18 protein-coding genes are annotated in these 15,310 nt (G+C 48.4%); 1 reads left to right on the top strand and 17 read right to left on the bottom strand.

From position 1 onward, the window contains the following. Positions 1–56 precede the first annotated feature (56 nt). The 6 genes from BN1360_RS09610 to BN1360_RS09585 are packed head-to-tail and all read right to left on the bottom strand — an operon-like array spanning position 57 to position 5,799. The gene (locus tag BN1360_RS09610) at positions 57–260 is read right to left on the bottom strand and encodes a hypothetical protein (protein WP_068779656.1); all 204 of its coding nucleotides are present in this window, start codon (positions 258–260) and stop codon (positions 57–59) included. Further along, a complete protein-coding gene (locus BN1360_RS09605) occupies positions 261–1,907 on the bottom strand; it encodes a phage minor capsid protein (protein ID WP_068779655.1) in 1,647 nt (548 codons plus the stop codon). It abuts the gene before it with no gap. Then, entirely contained in the window at positions 1,907–3,394 is a 1,488-nt protein-coding gene (locus tag BN1360_RS09600) for a capsid protein (RefSeq protein WP_068779654.1), read from the bottom strand. The genes BN1360_RS09605 and BN1360_RS09600 overlap by 1 nt, the downstream gene beginning before the upstream one ends. Before the next feature lie 2 nt (positions 3,395–3,396). After that, positions 3,397–4,716 carry a PBSX family phage terminase large subunit gene (locus BN1360_RS09595; protein ID WP_068779653.1) on the bottom strand — a complete coding sequence of 440 codons (1,320 nt, stop codon included), beginning with the start codon at positions 4,714–4,716 and terminating at the stop codon, positions 3,397–3,399. Further along, on the bottom strand, positions 4,709–5,437 hold the full coding sequence (terS, locus tag BN1360_RS09590; RefSeq protein WP_068779652.1) for a phage terminase small subunit: 729 nt from the start codon (positions 5,435–5,437) through the stop codon (positions 4,709–4,711). Before terS ends, BN1360_RS09595 begins: the two co-directional genes overlap by 8 nt. A gap of 53 nt (positions 5,438–5,490) precedes the next feature. Beyond that, the gene (locus BN1360_RS09585) at positions 5,491–5,799 is read right to left on the bottom strand and encodes a hypothetical protein (RefSeq protein WP_068779651.1); all 309 of its coding nucleotides are present in this window, start codon (positions 5,797–5,799) and stop codon (positions 5,491–5,493) included. 86 nt (positions 5,800–5,885) lie between these two features. Here BN1360_RS09585 and BN1360_RS09580 point away from each other — a divergent pair, with 86 nt between their 5' ends. Beyond that, on the top strand, positions 5,886–6,155 hold the full coding sequence (locus BN1360_RS09580; protein WP_068779650.1) for a DUF3892 domain-containing protein: 270 nt from the start codon (positions 5,886–5,888) through the stop codon (positions 6,153–6,155). A 300-nt stretch (positions 6,156–6,455) separates the two neighbouring features. Here the strand turns inward: BN1360_RS09580 and BN1360_RS09575 are convergent, their stop codons facing one another. From BN1360_RS09575 to BN1360_RS09530, 11 genes are all read right to left on the bottom strand, one after another. After that, entirely contained in the window at positions 6,456–7,064 is a 609-nt protein-coding gene (locus BN1360_RS09575) for an RNA polymerase subunit sigma-24 (RefSeq protein ID WP_068779649.1), read from the bottom strand. Beyond that, positions 7,042–7,332 carry a hypothetical protein gene (locus BN1360_RS09570; protein ID WP_068779648.1) on the bottom strand — a complete coding sequence of 97 codons (291 nt, stop codon included), beginning with the start codon at positions 7,330–7,332 and terminating at the stop codon, positions 7,042–7,044. The genes BN1360_RS09575 and BN1360_RS09570 overlap by 23 nt, the downstream gene beginning before the upstream one ends. Positions 7,333–7,391: 59 nt before the next feature. After that, positions 7,392–8,633 carry a DEAD/DEAH box helicase gene (locus BN1360_RS09565; RefSeq protein WP_229520947.1) on the bottom strand — a complete coding sequence of 414 codons (1,242 nt, stop codon included), beginning with the start codon at positions 8,631–8,633 and terminating at the stop codon, positions 7,392–7,394. A gap of 35 nt (positions 8,634–8,668) precedes the next feature. Next, complete coding sequence (locus tag BN1360_RS26200; protein ID WP_267490883.1) at positions 8,669–8,794, bottom strand: hypothetical protein; 126 nt, start codon at positions 8,792–8,794, stop codon at positions 8,669–8,671. 1 nt (position 8,795) lies between these two features. Next, positions 8,796–9,071, bottom strand: coding sequence for a PDDEXK family nuclease (locus tag BN1360_RS09560; protein ID WP_068779646.1), 276 nt, complete (start codon positions 9,069–9,071; stop codon positions 8,796–8,798). Positions 9,072–9,648: 577 nt separating this feature from the next. Then, positions 9,649–12,039 (bottom strand): virulence-associated E family protein, encoded by a 2,391-nt coding sequence (locus tag BN1360_RS09555; protein WP_068779644.1) that lies wholly within the window; start codon positions 12,037–12,039, stop codon positions 9,649–9,651. A gap of 21 nt (positions 12,040–12,060) precedes the next feature. Further along, positions 12,061–12,423 (bottom strand): hypothetical protein, encoded by a 363-nt coding sequence (locus BN1360_RS09550; protein ID WP_068779643.1) that lies wholly within the window; start codon positions 12,421–12,423, stop codon positions 12,061–12,063. Continuing rightward, positions 12,420–12,677 carry a hypothetical protein gene (locus BN1360_RS09545; RefSeq protein WP_068779642.1) on the bottom strand — a complete coding sequence of 86 codons (258 nt, stop codon included), beginning with the start codon at positions 12,675–12,677 and terminating at the stop codon, positions 12,420–12,422. Before BN1360_RS09545 ends, BN1360_RS09550 begins: the two co-directional genes overlap by 4 nt. 26 nt (positions 12,678–12,703) lie before the next feature. Then, positions 12,704–13,195: a hypothetical protein gene (locus BN1360_RS09540; protein ID WP_068779641.1), complete on the bottom strand. Its 492-nt coding sequence runs from the start codon at positions 13,193–13,195 to the stop codon at positions 12,704–12,706. 108 nt (positions 13,196–13,303) lie between these two features. Further along, positions 13,304–14,410: a sigma-70 family RNA polymerase sigma factor gene (locus tag BN1360_RS09535; RefSeq protein WP_068779640.1), complete on the bottom strand. Its 1,107-nt coding sequence runs from the start codon at positions 14,408–14,410 to the stop codon at positions 13,304–13,306. Between the two features lie 14 nt (positions 14,411–14,424). Further along, positions 14,425–15,297, bottom strand: a complete 873-nt coding sequence (locus tag BN1360_RS09530) for an AAA family ATPase (protein WP_195714248.1) — start codon at positions 15,295–15,297, stop codon at positions 14,425–14,427. Positions 15,298–15,310 lie beyond the last annotated feature (13 nt).

The raw sequence follows: 15,310 nt of genomic DNA, 5'->3' as shown, positions 1-15,310 counted from the left end.
GTTTTAAGCCTTATGACAGGGCATAATAAAAGCACCCTCGCAAATGCGTGAGTGCCTTAGTCAATAACTTCTATGCTTTTAATCTCATCTTCATTAAATCCTATAGTAAATCCGGCATCGAGCCTTGTCTGAAGGTCGATGCTTGCAATCTCAGGATCATTATCCAAAGCGGGTGTAACGCAAACGCATTTACCTATGGTTATTTCCCCATCTGTATCAATCAACTTAACCCTTTTACCTAAATACTGACTGAGATTCATCTAGCCCTCACCTCTCTTAGTTGGTACGATATGAACACCTTTTTTACCGTAGTGAATCTTAAATAACTTGGTTTCAAACTCTTCACCCGTGAACTGATCAATAGCCTTACCAACAATAGTATCGGAATCAATAAGCTCCTGATTCTTCCACTCACCTTTTTTCGTCATGTTGATAGCTCCAGTTCCTGCGTACCTGCTAACCAACTCCTGCGCTTCATCTGCGGATATGGTCAAATAGCTCTTACCCTCAATGTAATTATTATGTCCTTTGATATGCTTGCCCTGATGTCCCATGTGCAAATGCTTCGGCACTTCATCAGATCGGATATGTTTCCTTACTTCCTCAATCTTGTCATTAACCTCAGCATTTTTCAATAGCTGCTTACGTTCAGATGCCGGAACCTCACCATCAATCTTAGTACGCCTGCGATCTCGTCGGAGCTGCGGATTTTCAGCCAAATGAGCACCAAGTCTATTCTGCCATTCAGTGACTTTAGCACCGTACTTGATCTGGTTCGCTTCGTCCAGACTACCAACTTCCAGCCGCTTGTACTTCCGGATCGTATTCTCCATGTAGCGCTGTTTCTGCTCGGCCTGATAATTCGCCTCGACCACATCCGGATCTGCTGGCTTCGGGAGCTGAGTAATGCCCGGAAAATACGTTGCAAGGGTATGCCGACATGCTGGATGAAACGCCCCTTGCTCCATAGCGTAGGACAACAACAAATAGCCCGTATCCCGTGAGAGCTGTTCAGCCTGCTCCTTACTGATCGACGTATAAACGTCATCGATGAGAACAGTTCCCTGGAATGGCGAGCACCACGGTGAGCAGTTATCATGGCTACTCATTACTACGGTATAGATGCCCCATTCGTCTCGCTTTTTACCTTCACCTAAAAATGTTGCCCGCTGACTGGCCGTCCGAAGCGCCATTTCTGCATAATAGGTGATTGGGACACGACGACCATCGCTGTAAACGATGACATCCAATCCTCGCTCCAGGAAATCCTTGGTCGCCTTATCGATCGCCTGATCCAACGTGAGCACACCGGCAGCCATATGAGCTTCAGCTTTAAAGATGACCTGCCGATAGATGTCATCCATCTTACGCAAGACGGCGTCACTAGCATCGTGCAGATCATCCTTAACGCTGCCCTGAAGAGCCTTTAACTTTTTATCGTTCATTCCGAAAAAGTCGGACTCTTGCGGCGCCTTCGGAAGCTCACTATGTGGCTTAGGCGGTTCTGGAATCGGGCGGTCCATATCAGGAATAGGTCTGGATGGATCTGCAGGCGGTGGCTTCGACGGCTGTTTCGGCTTGAAATCCTTTGGGAACTCAAGCTCTCCAGACGCCTTGACAACCTTCTCTGCCACGATCTCTACATTGTCCTCGCCGAACTTAAAGCTTTGCTGCAGGACCTCCTCCACCATCTGGTCAGCTGTCTTGCTCGTCCCCTGGATGATCTCCTTGTTCTTCTTACGAAACCATTTCAAATTACGAAGCTTGGCAAGCTGCCATTGATCAAACCGAAATCCTACCCGCTCCTCTTCACGTTCATGCCGCGATAGATTCCGTTTCAGACTGGCGATCAGGTTGAACGTCATCTCTTCAAAGACTTCGCGCAGGCTATACGGATCCTTAGCCATTAAACCTCACCGCCCGGAGGATCGTCGTGCTCCCTTACCTCAGGTTCATCCATATCGGTCGAGCCTAACTCCTCTTTAATCCTCCGTACCTCTTCGGCCTTCTGATCATCTGTCCAGGTATCGCCGTACATCGCTTCGACACCTTGCTCTACGGACATCACCCCACCAAGCTTAGCCTTAACTACCGTATCTACTACACTGTCAAAGCTTGGGCTGGCATACTCCCCGAATGATACGCTGGCCTCATATTCGCCAACAGTTCGCTCCTTAATGTTGTCGTACACTTTCATGACGATCCCCACCAGTTGAGGGATAATCTCGTTCAGCCGCTCGATGATCTTGCCCCTTGTGTAAAGTGTGGCCTTCTCCTTCTCCCGCTGTGCCTCGGCATTGTCTGTCTTTTTGAGGTCAATGCCCAGCGTAGCCGGGGAGATAATACCCTGCAAACACATGTCCAAGGTAGATGCATACGAGTTAACGAACGCCTCATACAGTATCTGCGGCTGCACCATATCGATCTGTCCTTTTGCATCCTCAGCCATAACCTTGCCAATCTTGATAAATTGATTGTCGAATGGGTTAGGCTTAAGTAAGTCCCCTGTCCTCAAATCTCGTGGAATCAAGTCTTCCGGTATATACTTCTGCACCCTGCCGCTCCGGATCGCATCGATCCATTGGCTGATTACCTCATCCAGCGCGTCAAAGCTGTCTGCCTTACTATCAAACAGTGACTTGCCGCGCCCTGGCCATTTCTTGCCCTTAAAAAACATGAGGGGCAGGGCCATGATAAAATCACCATCGAATGTGATCTCTGGCTGAAGCTCTGCCGTGTCAGGGATGGTCTCCAACGGTACCTCTTTTCCTTGGTCGTTCAGGAGCCGGCTGCGAACATAGTTAAAGCCGTAGCTCTCTTCAAGACGGTAATCCTTATCCTTAAATCGATAGTCAGTATAGAAAATAACCTCCTGCAGCCGCCCGCGTTCCCGCTTGTATTCGACCTGATCACCAGAGTAAAACTCAATGATCGGATATTCCGTCACCTTTGGATCCACGGTAATCTTAAAGGCTCCATCACCTGAGACAAGCGCCTCCGTGATACTATCGCCTAATAACTCGTCAAAGTCGTTATCCTCTGCGATATCGTTCCAGGTATCCGTCTGCTCTTCGGTCTTTAACTCGATGCCGTCCAAGTCAGCAATCACAATATCAGACAGGCGCTCAACGATCATAGCCGGCAGGCCCGAATGAATTTTCCTGATGGATAGATCCTCTGACGGAACCGCAGCCCAGAAGCGCGACTTGCTCACGCTGTCATTTGCTGTTTGCTTATAAAACTGGTCCAGCTCGGACGGATCGCCGCGATACCACAATTGGTTACGAAGCACACTTGTCTGATAGCTAAATGGCTCACGAATGATTATCGTTTTATTATCCTGTGCCGGCTGGATCCGCAACATTTTCATGACCATTGATTTAAACCACCCCATTTCTATACCTCCAATCTACGCCTAAATGGCTGCACGGCGTATTCGCTACTATCCAAGCAGTCAACGGGATAGCTGCCGTCATCCGTCCGTACCCATTCGCCCTTCTGGCGCTCATCTTCATCCCAGGTTGCATTCTCCAAGGCCTCAACCCAGGGCTTAAGATGCTGCATGACCTTGTATCGTCCCTGGTTAATCAGAATATTGGTCAATCGGATCCGATCCACAATACCCTCTTTCTTGTAGGCTGCTGTTACCGTGATATTGATTCCACGGCGCCGTAGTTCGTTAGCCAGCGCCTGCCGAAACAGCTTGTCAGCTGACTCCGCAAAGATGTATGTAGACGCAAAAAAAGCAGGGTATATATTACCCCACTCCTCGATCTTGTCCACGATCTCCTTAGCGTAGCGGTCATGCGTGTAGCCGCTCTCCTTGCCCTGCTTATGATAATAGCCATCCAGCAGTATAACGTCCTTATATTGCAGCGTGAAGCCTGTCAAAGTCGCGACCGTGGCATCAGTACCACCGATATCTATACCAATCGAGAACTCCAGGAATCGCTTATCCTTCACCTGATCCCTTGTGACGATAACTTCCTTGCTCACGTATCCGGTATAGATCCGCCCGGTAGCTGCCGTCCGTTTGCCCTTGATGTCCGCCTGATACCATAGGCTCGTCTTATCGTATGTAGCCAAAACGGATTTGAGCCGATCATCAGGAATGGACAAGTTATCGAACAAAGTGAAATGCTCGTAGTTGTAACCCGGGTTCTCGCCCCGATCCCTGAGCTCGTCCTGGTAATCAAGCACATCCCGATAAAACCAGTGTGCGGGCGGCTTAGGGTTAAGATCGAAGAATAACTGCCGCTTAGAACTCGCTAACGTCCGGTCGAATACCTCCTGCACAAATGACTGATGGCACTCGTTGACCTCGGTAATGTACACGGTCCCGTAAGAGTTGCCCTTGATCCGGGCCGCATCATTCGCCTTGCCTCCACCCGCAACGATGACGATCTTCTCGCCCGTCTTTGTCTGAATGTATAAGGCGTCACGGTTCTTGTACTCGCCTTCTCGGCAGCGTCCTGCAAAGAGATGTTGCAGCCCGAAGCCGTTGGAGTCGATCGCATTCATCTTGGCTGCTGCCAGACTTACACCAGCGACAAGGTGTAGCTTATCAGGATGGATCTCCAGACACATCGCATAGGCGATCAGGTTAATGATGTTCTTGCCGGCACGTTTACCACCCTCGGCCACGTTAAGCCACGAATCGGTACAACGGCGTATATAGTCGGCTTGCTTGGCTGTTAATGCTGCATACTCAATCATCGTCAATCACCCGATCCGGCGCTGGGTTATTTATTAGATCCGCCAGTGCTGTGATCTGTGCATTCGGGTCAACGCCGTCCTTGTTTGGCACCTTACTACGCAGCACTTCAATACGGGCTTTCTGCTCATCCGTAGCAAGCTCTGTACGTAATAGCTCATCATATTGCCGGATAAGGCTCTGTAACGTCCCCATGGCCCTACTCTGAGCCTGTAGGAAGGTTGCCTGCTTATCCCAAGCCTGCTGCACTTCCCATTTCTGACCCCAAGAACTGTCACCCTGTTTTTCCTCGATCTGCGTTGTTGTTATGTCGTCTCGATCACGAACGTACATGATCTGCTGCGCCCGAATAATGGCCGTGTACTGAATCATGATGTTATCCCAAACGATATCGAGCGGTGAACGTTCTTGAAGCTGCTCCATAATCTCCAGTGACTCGGGCGGGAGATATTTGCTGAAGAAGCCATGCTTAACCGCTTTGCTATTCTGTGGCGGTCCGCCTGGTCCTCCGCGATTCCCTTTAGCGTTCTGATTACCTGGCGGAGCACCGCCTTTATTTGTGTGCACCCCTTTTTGTTTGTGTGCACCCTTTTTACGATCCCATCCATGACGTTGCTTCCAGCTCTTCACCGTATTAAGCGAAACGTCGTACTTCTCAGCTATGTCCTTATATTTCATGCCGGACATATAATCCTGTTCGGCCTGCTTATGAACCTCAGCCATTACATAATCACCACCCCCGGCGTTGTGTCGGTTTTGAAAATAGAAAAAGCCGCCTATTGGCGACTAATCAGATTTTCTAATTCCGAAGCAGGTCTCCATAATGACAACTCATGCGCCCACTTTCGGAACCATTCTTCGTCTTTTATTTGCAAAGATAAATCAATTAAGGCTGGGATATCATCCGGAGATAGAACTACGTCTTTATCATCATGAGTCCAGACTTCTGAAATTGGTCTGGTAATAGTCCCGTACCTTTGTGGAATGGTAACAAAAATGTCTACCCAATCTCCAGCCATATCTGTGATAAAGCCTGTTATTTTATTTCCGTTATGTGCTGTAAAGATCCAATCTCCTAAATCCAAGAGTAATCCTCCTCTTTTTGAGATATTCTATTGAAACCTATTCCAAAATATGCCGTATAGGTATTTGGAAGGAGGTGGAAGGTTAAATGGCGTCTCATGTAGTTGCAATTAGCATGTCAGATAATTCATCAACATCAACAGAACACATCGAAAAAATAAAATTATCTGACGGAACCATCGAAACCCGCGAACAGGCTGTTAAGTACATCGATTCGAACTTCGAGTACTATTGCACCACTTCTGCAGGTTCTCATGCCGTAGTGGAGTCCGTCCATCCGACTGGACGAGCCCCTTATATCCGGACAAAAGGCAATTCAACAACAAAAGATAATCTCTTAAGTCTGCCGCGATTCTAAGTTCCATCACCCGAAACAGCCCCCATCTAGGGCTGTTTTTCTTTTCAAATAAAATACCGCTACCCGAAGGCAGCGGCTCAAGAAGGAGATGGTACATGGAAAATCCGAACGGCAGGAGTCGAACCTGCAAGCTCCTTCTCCCTAGGTGAGCGAGCTACCAAATACATCCGGTTAATAAGACGCAGCCGCCGAACAGTATAGAACCTTCGTCAGCTGCGTCTTGATACATTTATCTCACACTATCATTTTAGCATGGGTTGACAGGGAAAACAAGAACATATGTGCGCCATTTTAATGCCATTATCGTGCCAACTTTTTATACTCATTTTCAGCCGCAGCTATTTTACGCCAATACGTTCGCTTCGATAGGCCCATTTCAGTCTGAATATCGCCAATACTATTACCTTCTACGTAAAGAAGCCTTAAAATTTGCGCATAATCGGGCTCATAGGTCTCCAAGGCTTTCAGCACTGTATCAATTCGACCGATCTCCTCCTGCAAATCCTGAAGCTCAGCCAATCGTTCAAGAATTTCTTCTATGTCGTCTCGAACCTCATAACCCCGAGCCTTGATCACTTTTTTTATTTTGTCTTTTAACTCTTTCAGCAGTCTAGTATCTTGTTCATCCATCACAACGCCCGGAATGGCCCTCTGCTGGCTTTTTATACCCGATGGGTAATTACCCCCTAGATAGGCATGTCCAATCGATTCTAGCGCTAATTCTCGCTGTGAGAGATACATGTATGATGGCAGACCTCTTAACTTGGCGTGAAGCTCCTGCAGCTGATCGTCCTCGTTAAGCCGGCTTACGGTAATCCCTGCACCTACGCTGTACGTAGATAAGACTTGGATCCTTGCCTGCTTCTGGCGGTATTGGCTAAGCTGCTCAATTACTTGCTGTTCGGTCATCGTCCTCACTCCCGTACAACGTTTGTTCTATTTCGTGATAGGCCAGACTGAATATATCTCGGTCCAAATAATCCCTAACCTTCTCAAGCACTTTATATAAAGCGTCCGCCCGTTTTGTCTCGGGACTTTCTTTATCCCGAAACCACTTCAACACTTCCTCCTGCTCCCTGATCCGCTGCTGTAGCATATCAACCTCACAGTCGATGCACTTGCTATAAATCTTTGCAGGATGCTCTTTATGCTTATCACAGACGTTATTCATAATCACCTTCACGCTCCCTTATAAGTTAATAACAATAAACCTATTTGTCAATATTAACTCTTAAGTTAACAATCTTGTTTGGCATCTCTAATTCTCACTTTCAACGCCTCCAACAGTCGATCCTGTGTAGTCGCCTTACTCTCCAACGCAGCCATTACGTCCTCATCAGCTCCACCCTGCACAACCAGGTGATGCAGGATAACCTTTTGCTTCTGCCCTTGGCGATATAAGCGCCCATTTGCCTGCTCGTAAAGCTCCAGCGACCACGTAAGCCCAAACCATACAACGTGATTGCCACCGTCCTGAAGGTTGAGTCCATACGCTGCGCTGGCTGGATGCGCCAGAAGGATATCGACCTTTCCAGCATTCCAGTCAAGCTGATCTTGTGGCGTCTTCAACTCTCGAACTCGTAGTCCTGACTTTTCGAGTGCTTTGTGGATCCGGGCAAGGTCATGCTGATAGCTGTAGAACACTAGTGCCGGTTTACCGTTCAGCTGCTCGATCAGTTCCAGGAATGCCTCGATTTTGCAATCGTGGATCCTATGCACGTTTCGATCTCCGTCATACAATGCGCCATTACAAAGCTGCAGTAGTTTGCCAGTTAATACGGCCGCGCTGGTCGCAGTGATCTCCGTATCGTCATCGATCTCCAGAAGCAGCTCCTTCTCCATCTGCTTGTATTGCTTCTGTGCCTTATCGTCCAAAACAACGGGAATTACGTTCGTGATACAATCAGGCAATTCCAGATAGTCCTCGGCCTTCATGCTGATACAGATATCTGCTATCTTTTGCTGGATAACATCATCGGCCCCAGGCTTTGCCATATATCCAAACCCGCTATAGTTCTTTTCAAAGTACTTTGTACGATAACCGGTAATATTCTTCTCCAGGCGCTGGCCCTGATCTAGAAGATTGATCTGCGCCCATAAATCCAATAATCCATTTGGGGCCGGGGTTCCTGTGAGCCCTACGATACGCTTAATGTGAGGCCGCACCCAGGTTAACACCTTGAAGCGCTTGGCCTGATGGTTTTTAAAACTAGATAGCTCGTCCAGCACCACCATATCGAACGGCCACGCATTACGGTAATACTCTACCAGCCAGGCCACGTTATCCCGATTAATAACCCATATGTCTCCTGGTGTGTTAAGTGCCCGGATCCGCTTCCGCTGATCTCCAAGTACCGGGATAATCCGTAAGTGCTGTAAGTGCTGCCACTTAGCTGCTTCATTGCTCCATGTTGCCTCTGCAACCTTCTTCGGGGCTATTACCAAACAGCGACAGACAGCAAAGCGGTTATATTTCAAGTCATTAACGGCCGTTAGGGTAATGACCGTTTTTCCTAACCTAAGCCCATATCCAGAAAGAGACCTAAGGCTGCGTCAGCCAATAAGCGATTAATACAGTATCGCTGATAGTCATGGGGTATGAACTTTTTCATCGGCACCACCTCCTTGCCTTCGCTCATATCAGGTCAACTCCTTCAGCAGATCATCCACCTGCTCCTTGCTATCGATCACTCGTACGTCACAGCCCAAGCCGCGAAGGCGCTTGTGTTGTGCCAATTGCAGCGGACGCGGCTTTCCTCCGGGCGCTTTCAGCTCAACGAATATGATATGACCTCCCGGAAGAAATACGATCCGGTCAGGCACCCCGCTGTTACCGGGTGAGGTCCACTTAGGGGCCCAGCCCCCTACGGCTTTGATTCTATCTCGCAAATACGTTTCTATGTCTCGTTCTCTCATTTTGACCCCTCCCTCTTTAACTCAGCTATAAATAACAGCATCGCGTCTTTAATTCGGGCTTCCCTTCCACGCAATAGCCTTGTGGCTAATGTCTCTCCTAGCTTATTCTCCAAAGTAGATCGAAAAATCGCTCCGTCTACGCTTCTCCAAAAATGGCTCAGTATTGAATCCTCTAAACTCCTTTTCGAGGTTCTGCGCGCTATATAATCCCGATTGAAAGATGGGCTTTCGGTAACGATGTTTCGTAAATCTGCGTCCCTCAACATGAAATTTAGTAGCTCGTAACCTTTCATCCGATCGGCCTCCTTTTGACACTCGGGCAGTTAGCTCCTATATATGTGTGTAAATAGGCGTATTAGGCGTTATATATAACCCTCTATTCTCTCTATTTTCTTTATCTCATCCTTTTAACTAGATAAGTGTCCAAAGTGTCCAATAAGTATAATAAGTATTGTTATTATGCGGTTTTTCCGTTGGACACTTCCTTGGACACTCGCTTGGACACTTTCAAATCTGTCCAATTGCCATTTTGGACACTTCTCAATCTGTCCAAGCCGTTCTGTCCAAGTTGTCCAAGTCACTTTTTACGGAATCCGCGCTGCCAGTTGTAAGGCCCAAACCACCCTTTATACTCTTCCCATCCGGGAATTGACGCCAGAATGCCGTTAATCTCTCTTGTGTCTGATTGCCGAATAAATTTAATATCCGATCTGAAGCACTCGCACCAAATCTCAGCGGCACATATCCGGTCCCGGGGCCCTGCGGCGCCTTCATGGGGCTTCCCGAACTCTCCACCCCAGTACATCAGCCTTGTTGGAATATCACGCTTCTGCCAGTCTTCCGGAACAGGCCTATCTACAAAAGCCCGAATAATACCTTCTTTAGCGCTGCTCTCTCTGTGGGCCTCTTGCTGCTGTTTGCTTAGCTCCTCTGCCTCTCCGGTTAAATACAACTGCTCTCCCAACTGCCAGCGTACAAAGGCCTCCGCATATATCTGATCAACCTCTCCAGCTAGATCACGGAAGACACTCTTCACTGGCTGTACAAGTCCAACATCCACGGGCCAAAAGCGGCGGTTCCCCGTTCTGTCCCGTAGAAACTCGCTGTCATTCGTAGTCCCGAAGAATACACAGCGCCTCGGATATGGCATAGTCCGCTTGCCGTATGCTTCCCGATAAATATCTTCCGTACGGCTAAGGAACTGCTTAACGGCGTTACTCTCAGACTTGGACATCCCCGTCAGCTCACCGACTTCATTAATCCAGATGCCCTGGATCATCTCGCAGGCCTCTTTACCTTCGAAGGTGGTCAAGCTATCTGAATACCAACTCTTGCCCATTAATCGTAGGAAGGTACTCTTCCCCAGCCCCTGGGGGCCTGCAAGGATCGGCATGTAATCGTATTTGAAACCCGGCACCATAGCCCGGGCTACGGCAGCCGTGAATGATTTACGAGACACTGCCCGGGTATAAACGCTGTCCTCAGCGCCTAAGTAGTCGGTTAACAAAGTATCTAATCTCGGGATCCCATCCCATTGCAAGCTCTCCAAATACCGCTGAACATCATTGAATCTATGCTTATGTGATACAAGCGTAAGGGCGTTATTGATCTTAGCTTCTACGGCAATGCCGTATACCTTTTCGATATAATGATAGATTCCGGCGTCGTCGGAAGACGCCCAAGGCCTCCGATCCTCTCGCGGATCCCAAGGAAGAGCGCCAAGCACAAGCCCTCGATTGGCGAATTCATCAAAGGCGATCTTACCTTTCAGAACCGGATCGTATTCGAGTACGATTAGGACATTATCGACTGTCTTCCGGTACATCCCATTGCTATTTATCTCAAGCTTCTGCATCCAGTCCATATTGTCCGGAGCAGCTAATGCAGTATCGCCAAAGCTCTCCACGGCTCTCTCGTATCGCTCCTGCATTAGCAGCCCCGCTACCGCCTCCTGCTGCAGCGCAAAGGTAGTCATGGCCGTATAGCTCGGGAGCTTGTTCGTTGGCGTTCCTGGCTTCGCATCGTCGTCCTGATCGCCAAACTTGTGCAGACGGACCAGATCAAAGGCGTTGACCAGGCGACCACTGCACGGGTCAGTAGCATGGTGCGAGTAAAGGAACTGGCCGTCATCATAAATGATCGCGCCACCTGTAGTGGATCCGCCGATGAAAGTTAAACGGCCGCTGCCATCATCTACGGTGGTATAGATCCCCGGCAAAAACGTCTCAATGGCTGCCGACACATCGTAGATTCGGCAGAACGCTCCAACGATGCCAGGCTTTGTTGTTGGATCGCCTTGCTTTGCGGCCATCCTTACATGTGCCTGACTAGCCCCAGGTACCTGCGGCCACTCCTGCCAGTTACGCCAATCAGTATATAAACTGAGAAGACCGTCTGCAGATAAAAATGGCTTATCCCCATAAGTGAATACGTACTGACTATCTGCGCTACAGCTCGGCCAGTACATTAGCCGCGTCACCTGAAACGTTGTCGGGTCACAAAGTTCTATGCCGATGATGGCCGCCAGCTTACGTGCTAGCGGCTCATATTCATCTGCCGTAACCGTCCGATCAAGAGGAGCAAGTACACGTAGCCGCGGCTTCGCCTCTTCGTGTTTCCGGGTAGAGTAAACGGCATAAGAGCAGCCTAAGCCATCGAGGCGGCGCAATATGTCTGCTGTGGCTCCTGCAGGAATATTGTCCAAGTCCAGCGTAATTACATCGCGTCCGGTCACAGCCCCAGCCTTACGGCGTCCACCAGTCAGGGCTCCAGCGACGAAGCCCCCGACATCCTTCAGGTCGTCCTGTTGGGACTTCGGCATTGCCAGGTACTGCGCCAGCGTCTCTGTGCCTCTGGTAGCTGTCCGCAGGCGCTCCACCAGCTCAGACCAGTAGATCACTTGTGGCTGCCAGTTTGTGCTGTTCCGGCTGCCGGCGGATGAAATGGTTAGTTGTCTATCGTATTGCATGACGCCTGCCTGCCTTTCTGTTTAAATCTCAACAATAGGTAGATCCTTCAGTAGCTCTCGTTGAGATCCTGGAAGTTCGTAGAGTTCTATGGAGCCCCGATCCTTGCTCAAAACATCAACATAGTGATTTATGATCAATGAACGCCCTCCGGAGCTTTGAGTCATCTTCATCGTCCAATGACGCTTTTTAAGTTTCCGAAGATATCTCTGAAAAAGTTCGTAGTCGATTACAATCTCTAGATCGTTGATCTTTAATATGGCGGGAAGACCTTTCACATCTAGGAGCCTCTCCCCAGAGGTTCGCCGTCTCTTCCTGAGCACCTTATTCGCCCACTTCCGCGCTTCTTTGCTGCGGGCTTTCTCTTCCGCTGTCAGTGGTCTCATTCTTCAATGTCCTCCCAATCAACAACATTCTCGTCATACTCTGCCTGACTGATTGGTATTACGTATTTCGGCTTAACTCCTATTTGAGCTGCCACTAGCCCCCTAAGAGATTCATGCATCGCGTTATAATCAGACGGGGCATTTTTAGCACCACCTAATTGAACTTGAGTAAAACACTCCACGGGCTCACCCGTCTGAGTATTACGGGCCATCCCTGCCTCAGCGCTCAAACGAAAACAAAATCTAATATCCATAAAGGATTACCTCCTACTTTTAAAAATCACATTAATTTCTGCTTTAATTTTCGTTCTAGCGCCAATTTCCCCAGGCGTCCGGATTCTGATAACGACATGCGCGGTTGAGTAGCGGCCTCTTCATAGCTAAGACCCCTTTCCCGGACTCTTTCCCGAAACAGCGCTGCAGATATCCCATTACGGGAAGCTAGGTCAATAAATTCCTGGGGATATTTCCTCATAGTCTCCCGGCCGATCCTTCTGGCCTCATCCCGGTCAATCGTTGGAACCGTTGCTGCTTTTTCTATGTCCCACCCGTAACCGTTCACCCTACGATAGAATGTACCTGGAGCAATCCCGTTTTTATCAGCAATGCGGCGCCAGAAAAGTCGATCCTTCTCGCGTCTGATCGGAGTCGCAATAGCTTTTGACTTCTGCCAGCCGTATACCCTAATTCGCTGCTCTAGCGCATGGGGACTTATTCCGTTTCCGGCTGCCTTGTTGTACTCTTCTGGAGTAATATAGAATTCGTATGACATTTACTGTGTCTCCTCCTTGGCGGATCAGGAAGGATAGCATAAACCTCCCCGATCAGCTCGCCGTTATCGTCATATATCAAATCCCATGGGATGTCTTGAAAATACGGATCACGCATGGCGGTCTAAGTAAACATAATGAATTCCAGAATTCCGGTCCGCATGAAGAACGTAACGCTTCAAAGGCAACTCTTTTTGTTGCAGCCAAGAAGTTAATCGCTTATTTACGATGCTAAGCCCGCTACTCCTTCCATTCTTTTTAAGCTTAAGCCCATTATCAGCCACCTTGATTAAGAGCCTTTGACTTGCTGGCTCATAACCCACCTGCACACATTGGCCGGGCTTTACCCCTAATTCGTGTATGGCTCTTTGATTCAGACTTAACCCCTGACCGTTTATCCCGATCGTTGGATTCGTCGGTACCCCTTCATCGATAAACCATTCAACTTTAGCGCTCTTATCTAATCCCGGTATATCAAATCCCATTACTTCTGGTTTTATTTGTGGTCTGGCCATTATTAATTCTCCCTTCTCGAATTGATGATATTTAGTTCCGATCCGTGACAAGACCCTGGAGACATGTACTTGTGTTTTTCTTATTTGCTTGCCAATGTCGCTTTGCGTAAAACCCTTAAGCCGCATTTGAATCACTACTTGCTCCGTATCTGACAAATACGACATAAACTCCTGAACATTCACTCTCGTAAAGTCTTCCGTACTGGACATCATGTCCAACAATGTAACATCCTCGTCGCCTTTATCCGTTACTGCCACGGTCTGATCTAATGAAGCCACCGACCAGCCATTCAGATGCTTCTGGACTTCCCGGACTTCGGAAAGCTTCCAGCCGGTTATCTCGGCAATTTTCTCCGCTGTTTCCTGTTCCCAGCCCTGTTTTCGAATGGCAGTTATTTTTTCTTGGAGAAGCCTCGGAACACGGACAGTGTTTCTTTTATCTCTAAGAAAGCGTTGAACGCTCCATTTGATCATAGGAAAGGCGTAAGTAGAGAACGATGTGACTTTCCCATCGAACCGATCAGGATCGTAGTTACGGAACGCCTCAATCAGTCCCAGCATCCCGACAGACACAAGATCCTCGTAGTCAACACCAGTTCCTATAGATCGCCGGAATTTATTTGCTACTGAATGAACCATATTCTCGTAATCTCGTAATACATCAGCCTCATATCCCAAATGGGGATTGTATCCAATATTCAAGGAGTTACCTCCGATCAAGCTTTTAATATAGAAAGCAAATCTAGCTGAAGCAGCCGCCCCTGTGCTTCTGTAATGATTTGGTTCAACGCTACTCTTTCAGCCGCTTGTAAATCACTAGGCGAATGCACCAGATCCGCAGCGATCAAAGTTGCAAGATCCTTACGAGAGGGCCGTGGTATTTGCGAAACCCGAATCGATTGTTTCCTAATAGAACGCTCGACATGGTTTCGTACTGATCGCGCATTTCCGAAATTAGGCTTGCTTTTCTCAATCCACATAACACTAGACAGGGCATCCAAGTAATCCGGAGCAGCTTGATATTCCTGATCTAGTATCATCTGCTGCGCAATTCGGACAAGATCCGGTACGTTATAATCAGGAAAATGGACTGTAGTTGGGAACCGGGAAGCAAGTCCAGGATTAAAAGAGATAAATTTAGCCATATCTTTAGGGTAGCCTGCCGCAATGACCATAACCTCGTCGCGTAGATCTTCAATATATTGAACTATTGCAGCAACAACCTTCATATCCGACTTGTGATCTCCGTGCCCAATGAGGGAGTAAGCTTCATCAATGAACAGAACGCCGCCTCTCGCCTCTTTGAATTTTTTACCTACAATCTGCTCAGATTCCCCAACGTGTGGATGTGCGATCTTAGAGTTGCTGATTTCTACGAAAGGCACCTGCTCCCCCTGACGTTTTAATAGACCTAACTCGGCGAAAGCTTCTCCAATCAAACGCGCTGCTGTAGTCTTACCCGTTCCGGGGTTCCCTGTGAAAACCATGTGATTCGTCTGTGGCCGGGTCTTCAATCGATTTTGTTTACGAAGCTCGGCGATTCGACGGAACTGAACCATTTGTTCGATCTGATCTTTGACCTGAGCCATGCCAGGCATAGCG

The sequence above is a fragment of the Paenibacillus sp. GM2 genome (assembly GCF_900069005.2).
In the GTDB taxonomy this organism is placed as follows: Bacteria; Bacillota; Bacilli; order Paenibacillales; family Paenibacillaceae; genus Fontibacillus.
The sequence above is the reverse complement of the archived record's forward strand: the minus strand, read 5'-3'. Positions and strand labels throughout refer to the sequence as shown.

Coding starts and splice junctions, on each gene's coding strand:
- BN1360_RS09610 (WP_068779656.1), bottom strand. CDS start 260: ATGAATCTCAGTCAGTATTTAGGTAAAAGGGTTAAGTTGATTGATACA.
- BN1360_RS09575 (WP_068779649.1), bottom strand. CDS start 7,064: ATGACCGAACAGCAAGTAATTGAGCAGCTTAGCCAATACCGCCAGAAG.
- BN1360_RS26200 (WP_267490883.1), bottom strand. CDS start 8,794: ATGAGCGAAGGCAAGGAGGTGGTGCCGATGAAAAAGTTCATACCCCAT.
- BN1360_RS09595 (WP_068779653.1), bottom strand. CDS start 4,716: ATGATTGAGTATGCAGCATTAACAGCCAAGCAAGCCGACTATATACGC.
- BN1360_RS09530 (WP_195714248.1), bottom strand. CDS start 15,297: ATGGCTCAGGTCAAAGATCAGATCGAACAAATGGTTCAGTTCCGTCGA.
- BN1360_RS09555 (WP_068779644.1), bottom strand. CDS start 12,039: ATGCAATACGATAGACAACTAACCATTTCATCCGCCGGCAGCCGGAAC.
- BN1360_RS09600 (WP_068779654.1), bottom strand. CDS start 3,394: ATGGGGTGGTTTAAATCAATGGTCATGAAAATGTTGCGGATCCAGCCG.
- terS (WP_068779652.1), bottom strand. CDS start 5,437: ATGGCTGAGGTTCATAAGCAGGCCGAACAGGATTATATGTCCGGCATG.
- BN1360_RS09545 (WP_068779642.1), bottom strand. CDS start 12,677: ATGGATATTAGATTTTGTTTTCGTTTGAGCGCTGAGGCAGGGATGGCC.
- BN1360_RS09560 (WP_068779646.1), bottom strand. CDS start 9,071: ATGAGAGAACGAGACATAGAAACGTATTTGCGAGATAGAATCAAAGCC.
- BN1360_RS09550 (WP_068779643.1), bottom strand. CDS start 12,423: ATGAGACCACTGACAGCGGAAGAGAAAGCCCGCAGCAAAGAAGCGCGG.
- BN1360_RS09540 (WP_068779641.1), bottom strand. CDS start 13,195: ATGTCATACGAATTCTATATTACTCCAGAAGAGTACAACAAGGCAGCC.
- BN1360_RS09580 (WP_068779650.1), top strand. CDS start 5,886: ATGGCGTCTCATGTAGTTGCAATTAGCATGTCAGATAATTCATCAACA.
- BN1360_RS09605 (WP_068779655.1), bottom strand. CDS start 1,907: ATGGCTAAGGATCCGTATAGCCTGCGCGAAGTCTTTGAAGAGATGACG.